The sequence below is a fragment of the Streptomyces bikiniensis genome (genome assembly GCF_000716625.1).
Lineage (GTDB): Bacteria > Actinomycetota > Actinomycetes > Streptomycetales > Streptomycetaceae > Streptomyces > Streptomyces bikiniensis.
In genome coordinates this window covers 144,646-158,534 of record NZ_JNXJ01000008.1, presented here as the reverse complement: position 1 = coordinate 158,534, position 13,889 = coordinate 144,646, and the positions used below count along the sequence as shown (strand labels likewise).

Here is a 13,889-nt window from a genome sequence, read left to right as displayed (position 1 = left end):
TGGGCACTGTCGAAAAGTTAGTGCCCGTCGTACGGTGAGTGCACCGTCCACCGCACCCCACGCGTAAGGAAGCACCATGAGCATCGTCGTCACCGGAGCCACCGGGCAGCTCGGCCGCCTCGTCGTCGACGCCCTCCTCGCCGCCGCCCCCGCCGAGGGCACCGCCCCCGCCGAACAGGTCGTCGCCGTCGTCCGCGACAAGGACAAGGCGGCGGACCTGGCCGAGCGCGGGGTCGAGCTGCGGATCGCCGACTACGACCGCCCCGAGACCCTGGCGGGCGCCTTCGGGGCCGGTGACCGGGTGCTCCTGATCTCCGGCAGCGAGGTCGGGCGGCGCGTCGCCCAGCACGCCGCCGTGATCGACGCGGCCAGGGCGGCGGGGGTGGCGCAGCTCGCATACACCGGCGTCCTCGGCGGCGACGACGCCGACTTCGAGCTGGCCGCCGAGCACAAGGAGACCGAGCGCCTGATCCTCGCCTCCGGCCTGCCGTACACCTTCCTGCGCAACGGCTGGTACAGCGAGAACTACACCGCGAACCTCGCCCCCGTCCTCGCCCACGGCGCCGTCGTCTCCAACGCCGGCGAGGGCCGGATCGCCTCCGCCTCCCGCGCCGACTACGCCGCCGCCGCGGCCGCCGTCCTGACCGGCCCGGCCGAGGAGCACCTGAACCGGGTGTACGAGCTGAGCGGCGACACCGCCTGGTCCTTCGCCGAGTACGCGGCCGAGGTCGCCGCCCGGTCCGGCCGGGAGGTCGCGTACACCCCCGTCTCCGCCGAGGCCCATCTGGAGATCCTCACCGGCGCCGGCCTCCCGCGCCCCTTCGCCGAGATCCTGGTCGACGTCGACCGGGCCGCCGGGCACGGCGCGCTCGCCCTGCGGACCGGCGACCTGGCCCGGCTGATCGGCCGCCCGACCACCCCGGTCGGCGTCTCGGTCCAGGAGGCCCTGGACGCCTCCCGCTGACCGTCCGACCGTCATGACCGTATAGCGGTACGGGCATGACAACCCGCCCCGTGCGGCGCTACCGTCGACGAAGCGGCCGACAGGACGGCGCGGCACAGGGCGGGAGGTCCGGTGAAGACGGAGAACGAGGGACGAGCAGGCCTGCTCCACGGGATCGGCGCCTACGCCATGTGGGGCCTGGTCCCCCTCTTCTGGCCGCTCCTCAAACCGGCCGGGGCGATCGAGATCCTCGCCCACCGCATGGTGTGGTCCCTGGCCTTCGTGGGGCTCGCCCTGCTGGTCCTGCGCCGCTGGGGCTGGGTGCGGGAGCTGGTGCGCAGCCCGCGCAAGCTCGGTCTGATCGCCCTCGCCGCCGCCGTCATCACCGTGAACTGGGGCCTCTACATCTGGTCCGTGAACGCGGGCCACGTCGTCGAGGCCTCCCTCGGCTACTTCATCAACCCGCTCGTCACCATCGCCCTCGGCGTCCTCGTCCTCCAGGAGCGGCTGCGCCCGGCGCAGTGGGTGGCGGTCGGCATCGGCCTCGCGGCCGTGCTCGTCCTCGCGATCGGATACGGGCAGCCGCCGTGGATCTCGCTCGTCCTCGCCTTCTCCTTCGCGCTCTACGGCCTGGTGAAGAAGAAGGTCAACATCGGGGGCCTGGAGTCGCTGGCCGCCGAGACCGCCGTCCAGTTCCTGCCCGCCCTCGCGTACCTGGTCTGGCTCGGAGGCCAGGGCACCCTGGCGTTCGGCTCGCACGGCGCCGGCCACACCGCTCTGCTCGCCGCCACCGGCCTGGTCACGGCGATCCCGCTGGTCTGCTTCGGCGCGGCGGCGATCCGCGTCCCGCTGTCGACGCTCGGCCTCCTCCAGTACCTCGCGCCGACCTTCCAGTTCCTCCTGGGCGTCCTCTACTTCCACGAGGCGATGCCGGCGGAGCGCTGGGCGGGCTTCTCCCTCGTCTGGCTGGCCCTGACGATCCTCACGTGGGACGCCCTGCGCGCGAACCGGCGCAACCGGGCGGCGGTCGCGGCGGCGGCAGCGGCGGCAGCGGCAGGTACGGCCGGGTCCTCGCAACCGGTCGAGGCCCCGGGGCCGGTCGGGACCGCGCCCTCGACCGGACGCTGACGGCGTACCCGTACCCGTGCCTGTGACCGTGCCCATAGACGGCGGGCCGGAGGCTCAGGCGTCCGGCCGGACGACGTCGAAGACCTGCTTCTGCAGGCCGTTCGCGTAGACCTCGTGCTCGACCGGCTTCAGCTTCTGGGCGTCCTTGTCCGTGGCGCTGAAGAGCCGCTTGCCCGCCCCGAGCAGGAGGGGGAAGACGAGCAGGTGGTACCGGTCGATCAGGCCGGCGTCCGACAGGGCCCGGTTCAGCGCGGCGCTGCCGTGGACGATGATCGGGCCGCCCTCGGTCTCCTTGAGCGCGGCGACCTCGTCGAGCGAGCGCAGGATCGTGGTCTCTCCCCAGTTCGGGACGAGGTCGTCCTCGGCGAGGGTGGTGGAGACGACGTACTTCGGCATCGCCTTGTAGCCGGCGAAGTCCTCCATGTCCGGCCACACCGCGCCGAACGCCTCGTAGCTGACGCGGCCGAGCAGCATCGCCGCGGCCTCCTTCTGCTCCCGGTCCTTGATCTCGAACGCCTCGGGAAGGAACTCGACGTCCTTGAACGTCCACCCGGAGTTCCGGTAGCCGGGCTCGCCGCCCGGGGCCTCGACGACGCCGTCGAGCGAGATGAAGGCGGTGCTGATCAGAGTGCGCATGGAAGGCATCCTCGGTCTCTCGTGTCCGGTCGGCAGGCGGTTCCTCCGGTGCGCGCCCGTCCTCCTTCGCGACCGCCGCGCTCCTGCCGTGACACATGACCGCGGAGCACGGGGAAACTCATCGGTCGCCGCCACGGCGGGGCGCCCGCAAACGGTTCGCGGGCGGCGGGCGGCCTCCGCAGAATGGGCCGGATGGAACGCTTGCAGGAGATCGCGGCCCGTCTGTCCGAGGTCGAGGGGGTCGTCGGGGTGTGCCTGGGCGGCAGCCGGGCGCGGGGGACGCACTCCCCGGCCTCCGACTTCGACCTCGGCCTGTACTACCGGCGGCCGCTGGACACCGACGCCCTGCGCCGGATCGCGGCCGAACTGACCGGCGGGCCGGTGGAGGTGACCGAGCCGGGCGGCTGGGGGCCGTGGGTGGACGGCGGCGGCTGGCTGACCGTCGACGGCCACCACGTGGACTGGATCTACCGCGACCTGGACCGGGTGCGGCGCGTCCGGGAGGAGTGCGAGGCGGGCCGCTTCGAGTTCGGCGCCCAGCCCGGCCACCCCCTGGGCTTCTTCTCCCCGTCCTACGCGGGCGAGCTGGCGCTCGGCCGCGTCCTGTCCGACCCGACCGGCGAGCTGCGGGCCCTCCGGGAGCGGGTCCGCCCCTACCCGGACGCGCTGCGCACGGCGCTCGTCGAGAACGCGTGCTGGGAGGCGCCGTTCACCCTGGCCTGCGCCCGGAAGGGAGCGGCCCGCGGGGACGTCTTCTATGTGGCGGGCTGCCTCTTCCGCGCGGTCGGCCTCCTCGTACACGCCCTGCACGCGCACGCGGGGAGCTGGGTCCTGAACGAGAAGGGGGCGGTACGGGAGGCGGACGGGCTGCCCGCCGCCCCGCCGGACTTCGCGGACCGCGCCCACCGGCTGTTCGCCGCCCCCGGCACGGATCCGGCCTCCCTGGCGGCGGTCCTGGACGAGGCCGACGCCCTGACCGCCGAGGTGTGCAAGGCGCTCGCGGACCGGACGGCCCCGGAATAACCGGTGGTGGTACGAGGGGCCCGCCCCCACCCTGAACCCCATGGAGGAACCGAAGCACCGGATCCGCGCGCTCCACACGGAGCGCACGGTCACCGTCTACCAGGCGTACAGGCCCGCGATCGGGCTCCCGGCGGCGCGGGAGGGCCGGTTTCCGGCCGCCTGGAAGCGGGACCGGATGACGTGGATCAAACCGTCGTTCCTGTGGATGATGTACCGCTCGGGCTGGGGCCTGAAGGAGGGGCAGGAGACCGTCCTCGCCGTGGAGATCACCCGCGAGGGCTTCGAGTGGGCCCTGCGGAACGCCTGCCTCTCCCCCTACGAGCGGGGCTTCCACCCCGACCGGGACGCGTGGCGGCGGCAGCTGCGGGAGTCCCCGGCCCGGGTCCAGTGGGACCCGGAGCGCGACCCGCGCCTGAATCCCCTCCCGTACCGCTCGCTCCAGCTCGGCCTGGCGGGCGAGGCGTCCCGCCGGTACGCGGACGAGTGGACGGTGTCGATCACCGACGCGACCCCGCTCGCCCACCGCGTCCACGCCCTGGTCCGGGCCGGGGACGTGGACGGCGCCCGGGCCCTGCTCCCCCGGGAGGAGCCGTACCCGGAGCCGGAGGGGCTCCTGGACCACCTGCGGGTCGGGCAGGACCGCCGTTCCAGCGGAAAGAACCGTTCCGGTGGCACGGGCGGGAACGGGGCGCTAGAACCGGGGGCATGAAACCCCTGCACTGGAAGCTCGTCGTCGACGCCTCGGACCCGCACGCCCAGGCCGCCTTCTGGGCCGCCGCCCTGCGCTACCGGGAGGAGGACCACAGCCCGCTCGTCCGCCGGCTGCTCGGGATGGGGGCCGTCCCCGACGAGGTGACGACCACCGTGCACGGCGGGACGGAGCACGAACGGCTCGGCTGGCGGGACCTCGCCGCCGTGCGGCACCCGGACGAGCCGTACGACGAGGACACCGACGCGGGTCTGGGCCACCGGATCCTCTTCCAGCGGGTCCCGGAGGCGAAGACCGTCAAGAACCGCCTCCACCTGGACCTCCACGCGGAGGAGGGCGCCCGGGACAAGGAGGTCGCCCGCCTGATCGACCTCGGCGCGACGGTCCTGCGCGAGGTGGACGAGCCGTCGGGCTCGTGGGTGGTCATGGCGGACCCGGAGCGGAACGAGTTCTGCGTGCAGTAGGGCGGGAGGGGTCAGGGGCGGCGGACCTCGAAGTGGAAGCAGCCGTACTCGACGGCCCGGACGTGGACCAGGGCCACGGCGGGGTCGTCGAAGGCCTCCGCGAGGGCCAGGTCGAAGCCCTCCGCCGGGTCCTCCGGGAGCTCCAGGAGCCGGCCGCCGACGATCCGGCCCTCCGCGTCGTACCGGCGGAGGGCGCGCAGGGCCCCGGGCCGCGCGAAGGGGTACGTCCCCGAGGGCGCGGGCCCGCCGCACTCCCCGGCGTGCACGAAGACGGGGCCCTGCTCGTCGTACGCGCCGGGCTCGGCCCCCGTCTCCGCCGCCCAGCGGCGCAGCGGCGCGTACGAGACGAGCGCGATCCGCTCGCCGGGGGCGGCGGGCCGCAGACAGCAGCGAAGGGGCTCCCCGCCCTCGGTGGCCGTGTACGGGACACAGGGACGCCCGGCGTCGTCGACGGCGCGCAACTCGACGAGGGCGGCGGGCGCGACGGCCCGGGGGACGTAGGAGGTCTCGGCGACCCGGGGGACGTGGGAGGTCTCGGCGACCCGGGGGACGTGGGAGGTCTCGGCGCCCCGGGGGCCGTGGGAGGTCTCGGCTGTACGCATGGCTCCAGCGTCGCCCTTCCCCGCCCCGCGCACCGGCGGGATTCGGACGCCGACCCCGGTGTGCGGGAGGCCGTGTCCGACGTGCTCGTCCGCTGAGCGAACGGGACTGACCGGTTTCCGCTCTTGACGTGGACACATCCTGTCACTGAACATTCAGCACGCACAGCGGAACACTCGCGCAACAACAACTGAACAGCACGCACGCATTCGTACAGCTCCAACGCCTCGCGGCCTCCCACGCCCGGGGCGTCTCGCACGTTCCGTCCCATCCCCGTTCGGAATCCGGAGCCCCCACATGAACATCTCCGTGCCCAGACGCGTCACCGCGGTCGCCGCCCTCGCGGCGCTCGCGCTCGGTGGTCTCACCGGGACCAGCGCCACCGCCCGGCCCGCCGAGGCCGCCGGCGCCGCCGCCGCGCCCGACATCTCGCTCACCGCCGTCAAGCAGCACTTGACGGACCTCCAGTCCATCGCCACCGCCAACGGCGGCAACCGGGCCCACGGCCGCGCCGGTTACAAGGCGTCCATCGACTTCGTGAAGGCGAAGCTGGACGCCGCCGGATACACCACCAGCCTCCAGACCTTCACCACCAGCGGCGCCACCGGCTACAACCTGATAGCCGACTGGCCGGGCGGCGACCCCAACCAGGTCCTGATGGCCGGCTCGCACCTCGACTCGGTCTCCTCCGGCCCCGGCATCAACGACAACGGCTCCGGCTCCGCCGCGATCCTGGAGACCGCCCTCGCCGTGTCCCGCGCGGGCTACCAGCCCTCCAAGCACCTGCGGTTCGCCTGGTGGGGCGCCGAGGAGCTGGGCCTCGTCGGCTCCAAGTACTACGTCAACAACCTTCCGGCGACCGAGCGTTCGAAGATCAAGGGCTATCTGAACTTCGACATGATCGGCTCGCCGAACCCGGGCTACTTCGTCTACGACGACGACCCGACGATCGAGCAGACCTTCAAGAACTACTTCGCGGGCCTCGGCGTCCCGACCGAGATCGAGACCGAGGGCGACGGACGCTCCGACCACGCCCCCTTCAAGAGCGCGGGCGTCCCCGTCGGCGGCCTCTTCACCGGCGCGAGCCGCGTGAAGACCAGCGCGCGCAACCTCTCCGTCGGCGTGGACATCGTCCACACCTACAAGGGCGACCTCGTCGTCGACCTCGTCGCCCCCGACGGCTCGGTCTACAACCTGCACAACCAGACCGGCGGCAGCGCCGACAACATCGTCCAGACCTACACCGTGAACGCCTCCTCCGAGGTCGCCAACGGCGCCTGGAAGCTCCGCGTCCAGGACAGGGGTCCGGCCGACGTCGGCTACATCAACGCCGTCAAGCTGACCTTCCCGTAGCGGACGGTCCGACGAAACGCCCGGGCGGGTCGGTGACCACAGCCCCCGACCCGCCCGGGGTCCCAACCCGGTCGGCGCCTACTTGCCGGCGTTCGCCGCGTCCACCAGCGCGTCCTTCGTCACCGCGCCGACGTAGACCTTGCCGTCGTCGGTCAGCAGCGCGTTCACCAGCTTCGTCTTGAAGAGGGTGCCCGAGCCGAACTTCCCGGTGACCTCGTCGCCGAAGGAGTCCAGGAGGCCCTGGATCTCCTTCGGCGCCTCGTCCGTCTTCGGCGCCGGGGCGCCGGTGTCGAGCCTCGCGATGGTCGTCCAGCCCTCGCCGATGACGTTCAGGCCCTTGCCGAAGCCCCCGAACTCCTTCTCGAAGTCCTTGCCGAACTCCTTCTCGAAGTCCTCCGGGAGCTTCTCCGACTTCCGCGCCTCCTCCGCGCCCTCCGTCACCTTCGCGCCCTTCGGCGCCTCGAAGGCGAAGACCGACGCGTCCGGACGGGCGAAGTCGACCTTCGTGAAGCCCGCGTCCACGACCGGCTTGCCGCCCTCGACCGAGGAGAGGGTGAACTTCAGCGGGGTGCCGTTCGCCGCGTCCACCGCGATCTTCACCGAAGCGACCGTCGAACCGGCCTGCTTCGGCTTGATCAGCAGCTGGTACGCGTCCCGGCCCGCCACCTTCGCCGTGCCGTCGACCGTGATCGACGTCGTGTCGCCGGCCGCCTTCAGGACCTCGTCCGCGAGCTCCTTGGGCGTGGCGGGCAGCTCCTTCTGCCCGGCCTCCGGGCCTTCCGCCGCGCCCTTCTCGTGGAAGACCTCGTTCGACTTGCTGTCGTAGGCCCAGACGTCGTCGCCGTTGTGGATCAGGCTGTACTCGTCGGAGCCGTCGAGCAGGGTGAGCCTCTGGCGCTCGGGACCGTCCGCCGCGAGGCGCAGCGTGTGGGTGCCCGAGGCGAGTTCGGTGAGCTTCTGCGAGGGGTCCGCCGTGGAGGAGCCCGCCCCGCCGCCCAGGCTCCCGAGGCCGGACGCCAGGCCGCCGAGGGCCGGCAGGCCCAGGTCGGTGGAGACCTTGAAGGTGCCGGAGAGCGTCTGGGTCTCCGAGCCCGCGATCTTCTCGATGAGCTGCTGTGCCGTGATCTCCGGCAGGTCCGGGTCGCCGGACGCCGCGAGCGCCGGGACCAGACCGATGGTCGCCGCGGCCACGCCGGCCACCGCGACGGGGACGACGTACCGGCTCGCCCGGCGACGGGTCTCGCCACGAGCCTCGCCGCGGATCTCGCCGGCGGTCCCGCCGGGGACTTCGTTCGCTGCCATGGTCTCCGCTACCTCCGTGCGCCCTGAAGGGGCCTCGTACGGCCCCGTGTGGTCGATGTACTCCATCTCACCAAACGGGGCGACGGGAAGCGTCAGCCCCGGGGATCAACCCCGCCTACCCCTTGGGGATGACCCGACCCCGAGACCGGTGCGGCCCGCGCGGTCCCCGTACGGCCGGAACGCCCGCTTCCGCGAAGGCGGGGCGCGCGCTCCCGGGCGAGACTGGAAGGAGGCGGGTCGAGAGGAGCCGGCATGGCCGAGGGGCTCTCCGCGGTGGCGCGCACCGGGCGTCACGCCGCGCACGTCACGGCCGCGACGGCCGCCGGGTTCTACCCGGCGCTCCACCTCCTGGACCGGCCGGTGGCCGGGATCTACGCCCTGTTCACCCCCATCGCCTTCGGCATCCTCTCCCCGCTGCCCGGGGCGGGCCGGGAGCGGGCCGGGACCGTGCTGCGGGCGGTGCCCGCCGCGGCCGTGCTCGTCGCCCTCGGGACCGTCCTCGCGGTCGGGACCTGGCCGGCCGTCGCGGGCATGCTGGCGGTGGGGTTCGCGCTGGCCTTCGGGTCGGCCTGCGGGCCCCGGACCGCGGGCGCCGCCCCCGGGCTCCAGCTCTTCTACATCCTGGCCTGCTTCCCGCCGTACGAGCCGGGGACGCTGCCGCAGCGGCTCGTCGGACTCGCCGTCGGCGGGGCGCTCCTGGCCCTGGCCGAGGCGGTGTTCTTCCCGGACGCGCCGGGGCCCTCGTACCGTACGCGGATCGCCGGGGCCCTGGACCTGGCGGCCCGCGCCGCCTCCGGGGTCGTGCGCGGGCAGGGGCCGGACCCGGAGACCGCCGCGCGGCTCGGGGCGGCCGGGCGGGAGCTGCGCCTGTCGCGGCTGCCCGCCGGGGCCCGGCCGACGGGCGCGGGCCGGACGGACCGGGCCCTGGCCCAGGCGGGGGCCGCGGCCCGCCGGCTCCTCGACCAGCTGGCCCTGCTCGCCGGGCACGGCCCGGCGCCCGGGGACACGGCCTCGGCGGAGCTGCTGCGGGGGGTCGCGGCGAGCTGTACGGAGACGGCCGCGGCCCTGCGCCGGGGACGGCGGAGGCGTGCGGGGCGGGTCCTCGCCGGGCCGCAGCTCCTCGAAGAGCTGGTCGCCGACTTCCTGAGGGCGAGGGCCGGCGTCCCCGCCCCGCGCGCCGTCCTGGTCCGGCGGTCGACGGTCCTGACGGCGGCGGTGTCGGCGGTGACCGTCCGCACGGCCGCCTCCCTCGCGCTCGGCGGCCGGGAACGGCTGTACGGGCTGCCCCGCGAGCAGTTCTGGTACGCGGCGGAGGGCCCGGCCCGGCTGCTGGCCGTCCGGGTCAGGGGCAATCTGACCCGGCGCTCGGTCGTCTTCCAGAACGCCCTGCGCACCGCGCTCGGCCTGGCGCTCGCCCGGCTGGTGGCCGGTTCGCTCGACCTGTCGCACGGTTTCTGGGTGCTGCTCGCCGTCCTGACCCTGGGGCGGACCACGGCGGGCGCCACCTGGTCGGCCGTACGGGCGGCCGCGGCCGGGACGCTGGCGGGGGCGTTCGCCGCCGGGCTCCTGATCGTGGGGGCCGGGGGCTCCTCCGACGTGTACGCGGCGCTGCTCGTGCCGATGATGCTGGTGGCCTTCACGCTGGGCCCGCTCGGCGGCCCGGCGTGGGGCCAGGGGCTCTTCACGCTGGTCGTCGCCACGGCCTTCGCGCAGATCGCGCCGGTGACCTGGCGGCTCGCGGAGGCCCGTCTGGTCGACGTGCTCACCGGCAGCGCGATCGGCCTGCTGTGCGGCCTCCTGGCCTGGCCGGCCGGGGCCCGCGCCGAGATCCGGTACGCGATGTCGGCCCTGCTGCGGGCGGCGGCACCGGTGGTACGGGCCACGGCGAGGGCGGTGACGGAGGGAAGCGGGGGGAGCGGGACCGGTTCCGGAAAGGACGGGACCGGCGAGAGCACCGCCCCGGACCGCGTCCCCGGAGGGCCCGGCTCCCCCTCCCCCGGCGTACGCCTCACCCTCCACCGGCTCCGGATCGCCGAGGCGGCCTACGCGCAGTACCGGACGGAGCCCGCCCCCGACACCGCCGACGCCGCCCGCGACTGGCTCGCGGTGCTCGACCACGGGTCGCGCACGCTGGTCGGCGCCTACTGGCTGCCCCGTACGGACGGCATGCCGGGGCTTCCGCCGGAGGCGCGGCGCTGGGCGCGGGAGGCGGCCGAGGAGGTGGCCGCGGCGACCGTACGGGCGGCAGGCTTCCCCCCGGAGGGCGTGCGGGTCCGCCCCGCCTCCCTGCCGCCGGAGGTGGCCGAGCGGGTCCCCGCGCCGCTGCTGGCCCCGCTCACGGACGTGGAGGTCTGGCTGCGGGCGCTCGCCCGGGACCTGGAGGCGGGCTCGCCCCCGCGGCCGAAGAGCTGAGCCGGAAAACCGAGCCGGAAAGCCGAACCGGAAGACTGGGCCGGAAAGCCGAACCGGAAAGCTAGCCCGCCCGGTACACCACCGCGTCGCACAGCTCCGCGAGCGCCGACTTGGCGTAGCCGTCGGGCAGCGGGGCCAGCATCGCGCGGGCCTCCTCCGCGTAGCGCACGGTGTCCCGGCGGGCCTGCTCCAGGGCCGGGTGGGCGCGCAGCCGGCGCAGGACCTCGGCGTGCCGGGCGTCGTCGGTGAGGTCGCCGTCGACGAGGGCGACGAGCTCGACGTCCTCGGGGCGCCCGTGCGCGGCGGCCGCGGCCCGCAGGTGCAGGACGGGCAGGGTCGGGATGCCCTCGCGCAGGTCGGTGCCGGGGGTCTTGCCGGACTCGTGGGAGTCGGAGGCGATGTCGAGGACGTCGTCGGCGAGCTGGAAGGCGACGCCGAGCCGCTCGCCGTACTGGGTGAGGGTGTCCACGACGCCCTCGTCGGCGCCGGCCATCATGGCGCCGAAGCGGCAGGCGACGGCGACGAGGGAGCCGGTCTTGCCGCCGAGGACGTCGAGGTAGTGGTCGACGGGGTCGCGGCCGTCGGTGGGTCCGGCGGTCTCCAGGATCTGGCCGGTCACCAGGCGCTCGAACGCCTCGGACTGGATGCGGACGGCCTCGGGGCCGAGGTCCGCGAGCGTGTGGGAGGCGCGGGCGAAGAGGAAGTCGCCGGTGAGGACGGCGATCGAGTTGCCCCAGCGGGTGTTGGCGCTGGGGACGCCGCGCCGGACGTCGGCCTCGTCCATGACGTCGTCGTGGTAGAGCGTGGCGAGGTGGGTCAGCTCGACGACCACGGCGGCGGGCACGATGCCGGGCGCGTAGGGGTCTCCGAACTGGGCGGCGAGCATCACGAGCAGCGGGCGGAAGCGCTTCCCGCCGGCCAGGACGAGGTGCTGCGCGGCCTCCGTGATGAAGGGGACGTCGCTCTTGGTGGCGTCCAGGAGACCCGCCTCCACGGCCGCCAGACCGGTCTGGACATCGGCCTCAAGAGCCTGGTCCCGCACGCTGAGGCCGAACGGCCCGACGACGGTCACGAGGGAGTCTCCTGTCTGCTGACGCCTGCTGTCGATCACACGGTCGGCAGCGATCACACGGGACGATCACGCGGATTGTCGATGTGTCGCTGGATTCACTCAAGCCAGCGTATCCGGTCACCTTTCGATCACCGTGGGCGCCTTCCCGTCACCCCCGGTATGTTCGTGATCAGACGATACGAGCAGGAGTAGGCGCTTTGTCCCGAACAAGCATCCGCACCGACTTCCCGTACGAGACCTGCCGCGAGGACGTCCGCATCCCGATGCCCGGGGGCACCTCCCGGGCCGAAGGCTCCGGGGGAGGCACCTCGCTGTACGCGCGCGTGTGGCGCCCGGTCACCGAGGAGCCCGTACCGGCCCTCCTGGAGTACCTGCCGTACCGCCTGACCGACTGGACCGCGCCCCGCGACCAGCAGCGCCACCCCTGGTACGCGGGCCACGGCTACGCCTCCGTACGGGTGGACGTGCGCGGCCACGGCAACAGCGGGGGCCTGCCCGGCGACGAGTACGACGCGACCGAGCTGGCGGACGGCGTCGCCGTCGTGAACTGGCTGGCCGAGCAGCCCTGGTGCACGGGGGACGTCGGCATGTTCGGGATCTCCTGGGGCGGCTGCAACGCGCTCCAGATCGCCGCCCTCGCGCCCGAACCCCTGAAGGCGGTCGTCACCGTCTGCTCCACCGACGACCGGTACGACAACGACGTGCACTACATGGGCGGCTCGGTCCTCGGCGTCGACATGCACGCCTGGGGCGCCGCCATGCTCGCCTTCTCCTGCCGCCCGCCGGACCCGGAGCACGTCGGCGACGAGTGGCGGTCGACGTGGCTGCGGCGCCTGGAGGCCGTGGAACCGCTCGTGGACACCTGGCTCTCGCACCAGACCCGGGACGCGTACTGGAAGCACGGCAGCGTCTGCGAGGACTACGGGGCGATCGGGGCCGCCGTCCTCACCGTGGGCGGCTGGCACGACCCGTACCGGGACACCGTCCTGCGGCTCGTCCGGCACCTGCCGGCGGACCGGGTGCGCGGGATCGTCGGGCCCTGGTCGCACCAGTACCCGGACCGGGGCCTTCCGCCGGGGCCCGCGATCGGCTTCCTCCAGGAGACCCTGCGCTGGTGGGACCACCACCTCAAGGGGGCCGCCAACGGCGTCATGGACGAGCCCCTGCTGCGGTCCTGGATCAGCGACTCGCACCCGCCGGCCACCGTGTACGAGGAGCTGCCGGGCCGCTGGGTCGCCGACCCCGCCTGGCCGTCCCCGCACGTCACCCCCGTGACGTACGGCTTCCAGGGCTCCCCGGTGGTGGTCGACTCGCCCCAGCAGACCGGGATCGACGCGGGTCGCTTCTTCCCCTTCGGCAACGACGCCGACCTGCCGCCCGACCAGCGCGAGGAGGACGCCCACTCGGCCTGCTTCGACTTCCCCGTGCCCGAGGACGGCGGGCCCGTCGAGATCCTGGGCCGCCCGTCCGTGACCCTGTCCCTGCGCACCGCCGCGCCCACCGGGCAGGTGATCGCCCGGCTCTGCGACATCGCCCCGGACGGCTCCTCCACCCTGGTCACCCGGGGCGCCCTGAACTTCTCCGCCCGCCACGGCCGCGACCGGGCCGAGCCGGCCAGGATCGGGGAGACGGAGGGCTTCACCTTCGAGCTGAACGGCATCGGGCACGCCTTCGCGCCCGGTCACCGGGTGCGGCTCGCGGTCTCCTCCACGTACTGGCCGTGGATCTGGCCCCGGCCCGACGCGGCGGGCTTCACGCTCGACCCGGCGGGCTCCTCCCTCACCCTGCCGGTCCGCCGCCGCACCGAGGACGCGGTCGTGTGGGAGGAGCCGGAGCAGGCCGAGCCCCTGGAGGTCGTGCGTCCGGCCTCCCCGGAGGAGCGGCGCCCGGAGCGGGTGGTGGTCCGGGACGTGGCCAAGGGCGAGTGGCGCCTCGAAGTGGACCCGAAGTACGGGGGCACGCGCGTGTATCCGGACGGTCTGGAGTTCACCGAGGACGCCCTGGAGACCTACACGATCGAGGAGAGCGGCCCGCTGACCGCCCGCACCCGCTCGGACTGGACGATCCGGCTGCGCCGTCCCGACCGGGGCTGGGACGTCGGCGTGGAGACCCGCTCGGAGATCACCTGCGACGCGGAGGCCTTCCACACCTCGAACGAGGTGGTGTGCCGGGAGGGCGACGAGGTCGTCTTCCACCGCACCTGGGAGAAGCGGATCCCCCGCACGGCGGGCTGAGCACGCCGTGCGG

General features: G+C 74.0%; 12 protein-coding genes. 8 read left to right on the top strand and 4 right to left on the bottom strand.

Annotated elements, in window-relative coordinates:
* Positions 1-76: 76 nt before the first annotated feature.
* Both OO47_RS08185 and rarD read left to right on the top strand, forming a co-directional pair.
* Complete coding sequence (locus tag OO47_RS08185; RefSeq protein WP_030208861.1) at positions 77-964, top strand: NmrA family NAD(P)-binding protein; 888 nt, start codon at positions 77-79, stop codon at positions 962-964.
* A 111-nt stretch (positions 965-1,075) separates the two neighbouring features.
* On the top strand, positions 1,076-2,071 hold the full coding sequence (rarD, locus tag OO47_RS08180; RefSeq protein ID WP_030208858.1) for an EamA family transporter RarD: 996 nt from the start codon (positions 1,076-1,078) through the stop codon (positions 2,069-2,071).
* Between the two features lie 54 nt (positions 2,072-2,125).
* Here the strand turns inward: rarD and OO47_RS08175 are convergent, their stop codons facing one another.
* A complete protein-coding gene (locus OO47_RS08175; protein WP_030208856.1) occupies positions 2,126-2,707 on the bottom strand; it encodes a dihydrofolate reductase family protein in 582 nt (193 codons plus the stop codon).
* A 192-nt stretch (positions 2,708-2,899) separates the two neighbouring features.
* Between OO47_RS08175 and OO47_RS08170 the strand changes: the two genes are divergently transcribed.
* From OO47_RS08170 to OO47_RS08160, 3 genes are read left to right on the top strand one after another with little or no spacing between them, the layout of a single operon-like run.
* Positions 2,900-3,730 carry a nucleotidyltransferase domain-containing protein gene (locus OO47_RS08170; protein WP_030208853.1) on the top strand — a complete coding sequence of 277 codons (831 nt, stop codon included), beginning with the start codon at positions 2,900-2,902 and terminating at the stop codon, positions 3,728-3,730.
* Between the two features lie 40 nt (positions 3,731-3,770).
* The gene (locus OO47_RS08165; protein WP_051715542.1) at positions 3,771-4,439 is read left to right on the top strand and encodes a DUF4291 domain-containing protein; all 669 of its coding nucleotides are present in this window, start codon (positions 3,771-3,773) and stop codon (positions 4,437-4,439) included.
* On the top strand, positions 4,436-4,903 hold the full coding sequence (locus tag OO47_RS08160; protein WP_030208849.1) for a VOC family protein: 468 nt from the start codon (positions 4,436-4,438) through the stop codon (positions 4,901-4,903). Before OO47_RS08165 ends, OO47_RS08160 begins: the two co-directional genes overlap by 4 nt.
* 11 nt (positions 4,904-4,914) lie before the next feature.
* On the opposite strand, the gene OO47_RS08155 is transcribed toward OO47_RS08160, so the two are convergent.
* Positions 4,915-5,505 (bottom strand): DUF1203 domain-containing protein, encoded by a 591-nt coding sequence (locus tag OO47_RS08155; RefSeq protein WP_078489528.1) that lies wholly within the window; start codon positions 5,503-5,505, stop codon positions 4,915-4,917.
* Between the two features lie 295 nt (positions 5,506-5,800).
* Here OO47_RS08155 and OO47_RS08150 point away from each other — a divergent pair, with 295 nt between their 5' ends.
* Positions 5,801-6,856 carry a M28 family peptidase gene (locus tag OO47_RS08150; protein ID WP_033208408.1) on the top strand — a complete coding sequence of 352 codons (1,056 nt, stop codon included), beginning with the start codon at positions 5,801-5,803 and terminating at the stop codon, positions 6,854-6,856.
* A 78-nt stretch (positions 6,857-6,934) separates the two neighbouring features.
* On the opposite strand, the gene OO47_RS08145 is transcribed toward OO47_RS08150, so the two are convergent.
* Positions 6,935-8,158 (bottom strand): LolA family protein, encoded by a 1,224-nt coding sequence (locus OO47_RS08145; RefSeq protein WP_030208846.1) that lies wholly within the window; start codon positions 8,156-8,158, stop codon positions 6,935-6,937.
* 252 nt (positions 8,159-8,410) lie between these two features.
* Between OO47_RS08145 and OO47_RS08140 the strand changes: the two genes are divergently transcribed.
* On the top strand, positions 8,411-10,570 hold the full coding sequence (locus OO47_RS08140) for an FUSC family protein (protein ID WP_051715539.1): 2,160 nt from the start codon (positions 8,411-8,413) through the stop codon (positions 10,568-10,570).
* A gap of 61 nt (positions 10,571-10,631) precedes the next feature.
* Here OO47_RS08140 and OO47_RS08135 read toward each other — a convergent pair whose 3' ends face one another.
* A complete protein-coding gene (locus OO47_RS08135) occupies positions 10,632-11,642 on the bottom strand; it encodes a polyprenyl synthetase family protein (RefSeq protein WP_030208844.1) in 1,011 nt (336 codons plus the stop codon).
* A gap of 263 nt (positions 11,643-11,905) precedes the next feature.
* Between OO47_RS08135 and OO47_RS08130 the strand changes: the two genes are divergently transcribed.
* Positions 11,906-13,876 (top strand): CocE/NonD family hydrolase, encoded by a 1,971-nt coding sequence (locus tag OO47_RS08130; RefSeq protein WP_051715574.1) that lies wholly within the window; start codon positions 11,906-11,908, stop codon positions 13,874-13,876.
* The last annotated feature ends 13 nt before the right edge of the window (positions 13,877-13,889 follow it).

What these genes read in the sequence shown, in the direction of transcription:
- OO47_RS08185 (WP_030208861.1), top strand. Translation starts at nt 77, where the DNA reads ATGAGCATCGTCGTCACCGGAGCCACCGGGCAGCTCGGCCGCCTCGTC.
- OO47_RS08175 (WP_030208856.1), bottom strand. Translation starts at nt 2,707, where the DNA reads ATGCGCACTCTGATCAGCACCGCCTTCATCTCGCTCGACGGCGTCGTC.
- OO47_RS08170 (WP_030208853.1), top strand. Translation starts at nt 2,900, where the DNA reads ATGGAACGCTTGCAGGAGATCGCGGCCCGTCTGTCCGAGGTCGAGGGG.
- OO47_RS08165 (WP_051715542.1), top strand. Translation starts at nt 3,771, where the DNA reads ATGGAGGAACCGAAGCACCGGATCCGCGCGCTCCACACGGAGCGCACG.
- OO47_RS08160 (WP_030208849.1), top strand. Translation starts at nt 4,436, where the DNA reads ATGAAACCCCTGCACTGGAAGCTCGTCGTCGACGCCTCGGACCCGCAC.
- OO47_RS08155 (WP_078489528.1), bottom strand. Translation starts at nt 5,505, where the DNA reads ATGCGTACAGCCGAGACCTCCCACGGCCCCCGGGGCGCCGAGACCTCC.
- OO47_RS08150 (WP_033208408.1), top strand. Translation starts at nt 5,801, where the DNA reads ATGAACATCTCCGTGCCCAGACGCGTCACCGCGGTCGCCGCCCTCGCG.
- OO47_RS08145 (WP_030208846.1), bottom strand. Translation starts at nt 8,158, where the DNA reads ATGGCAGCGAACGAAGTCCCCGGCGGGACCGCCGGCGAGATCCGCGGC.
- OO47_RS08140 (WP_051715539.1), top strand. Translation starts at nt 8,411, where the DNA reads ATGGCCGAGGGGCTCTCCGCGGTGGCGCGCACCGGGCGTCACGCCGCG.
- OO47_RS08130 (WP_051715574.1), top strand. Translation starts at nt 11,906, where the DNA reads ATGCCCGGGGGCACCTCCCGGGCCGAAGGCTCCGGGGGAGGCACCTCG.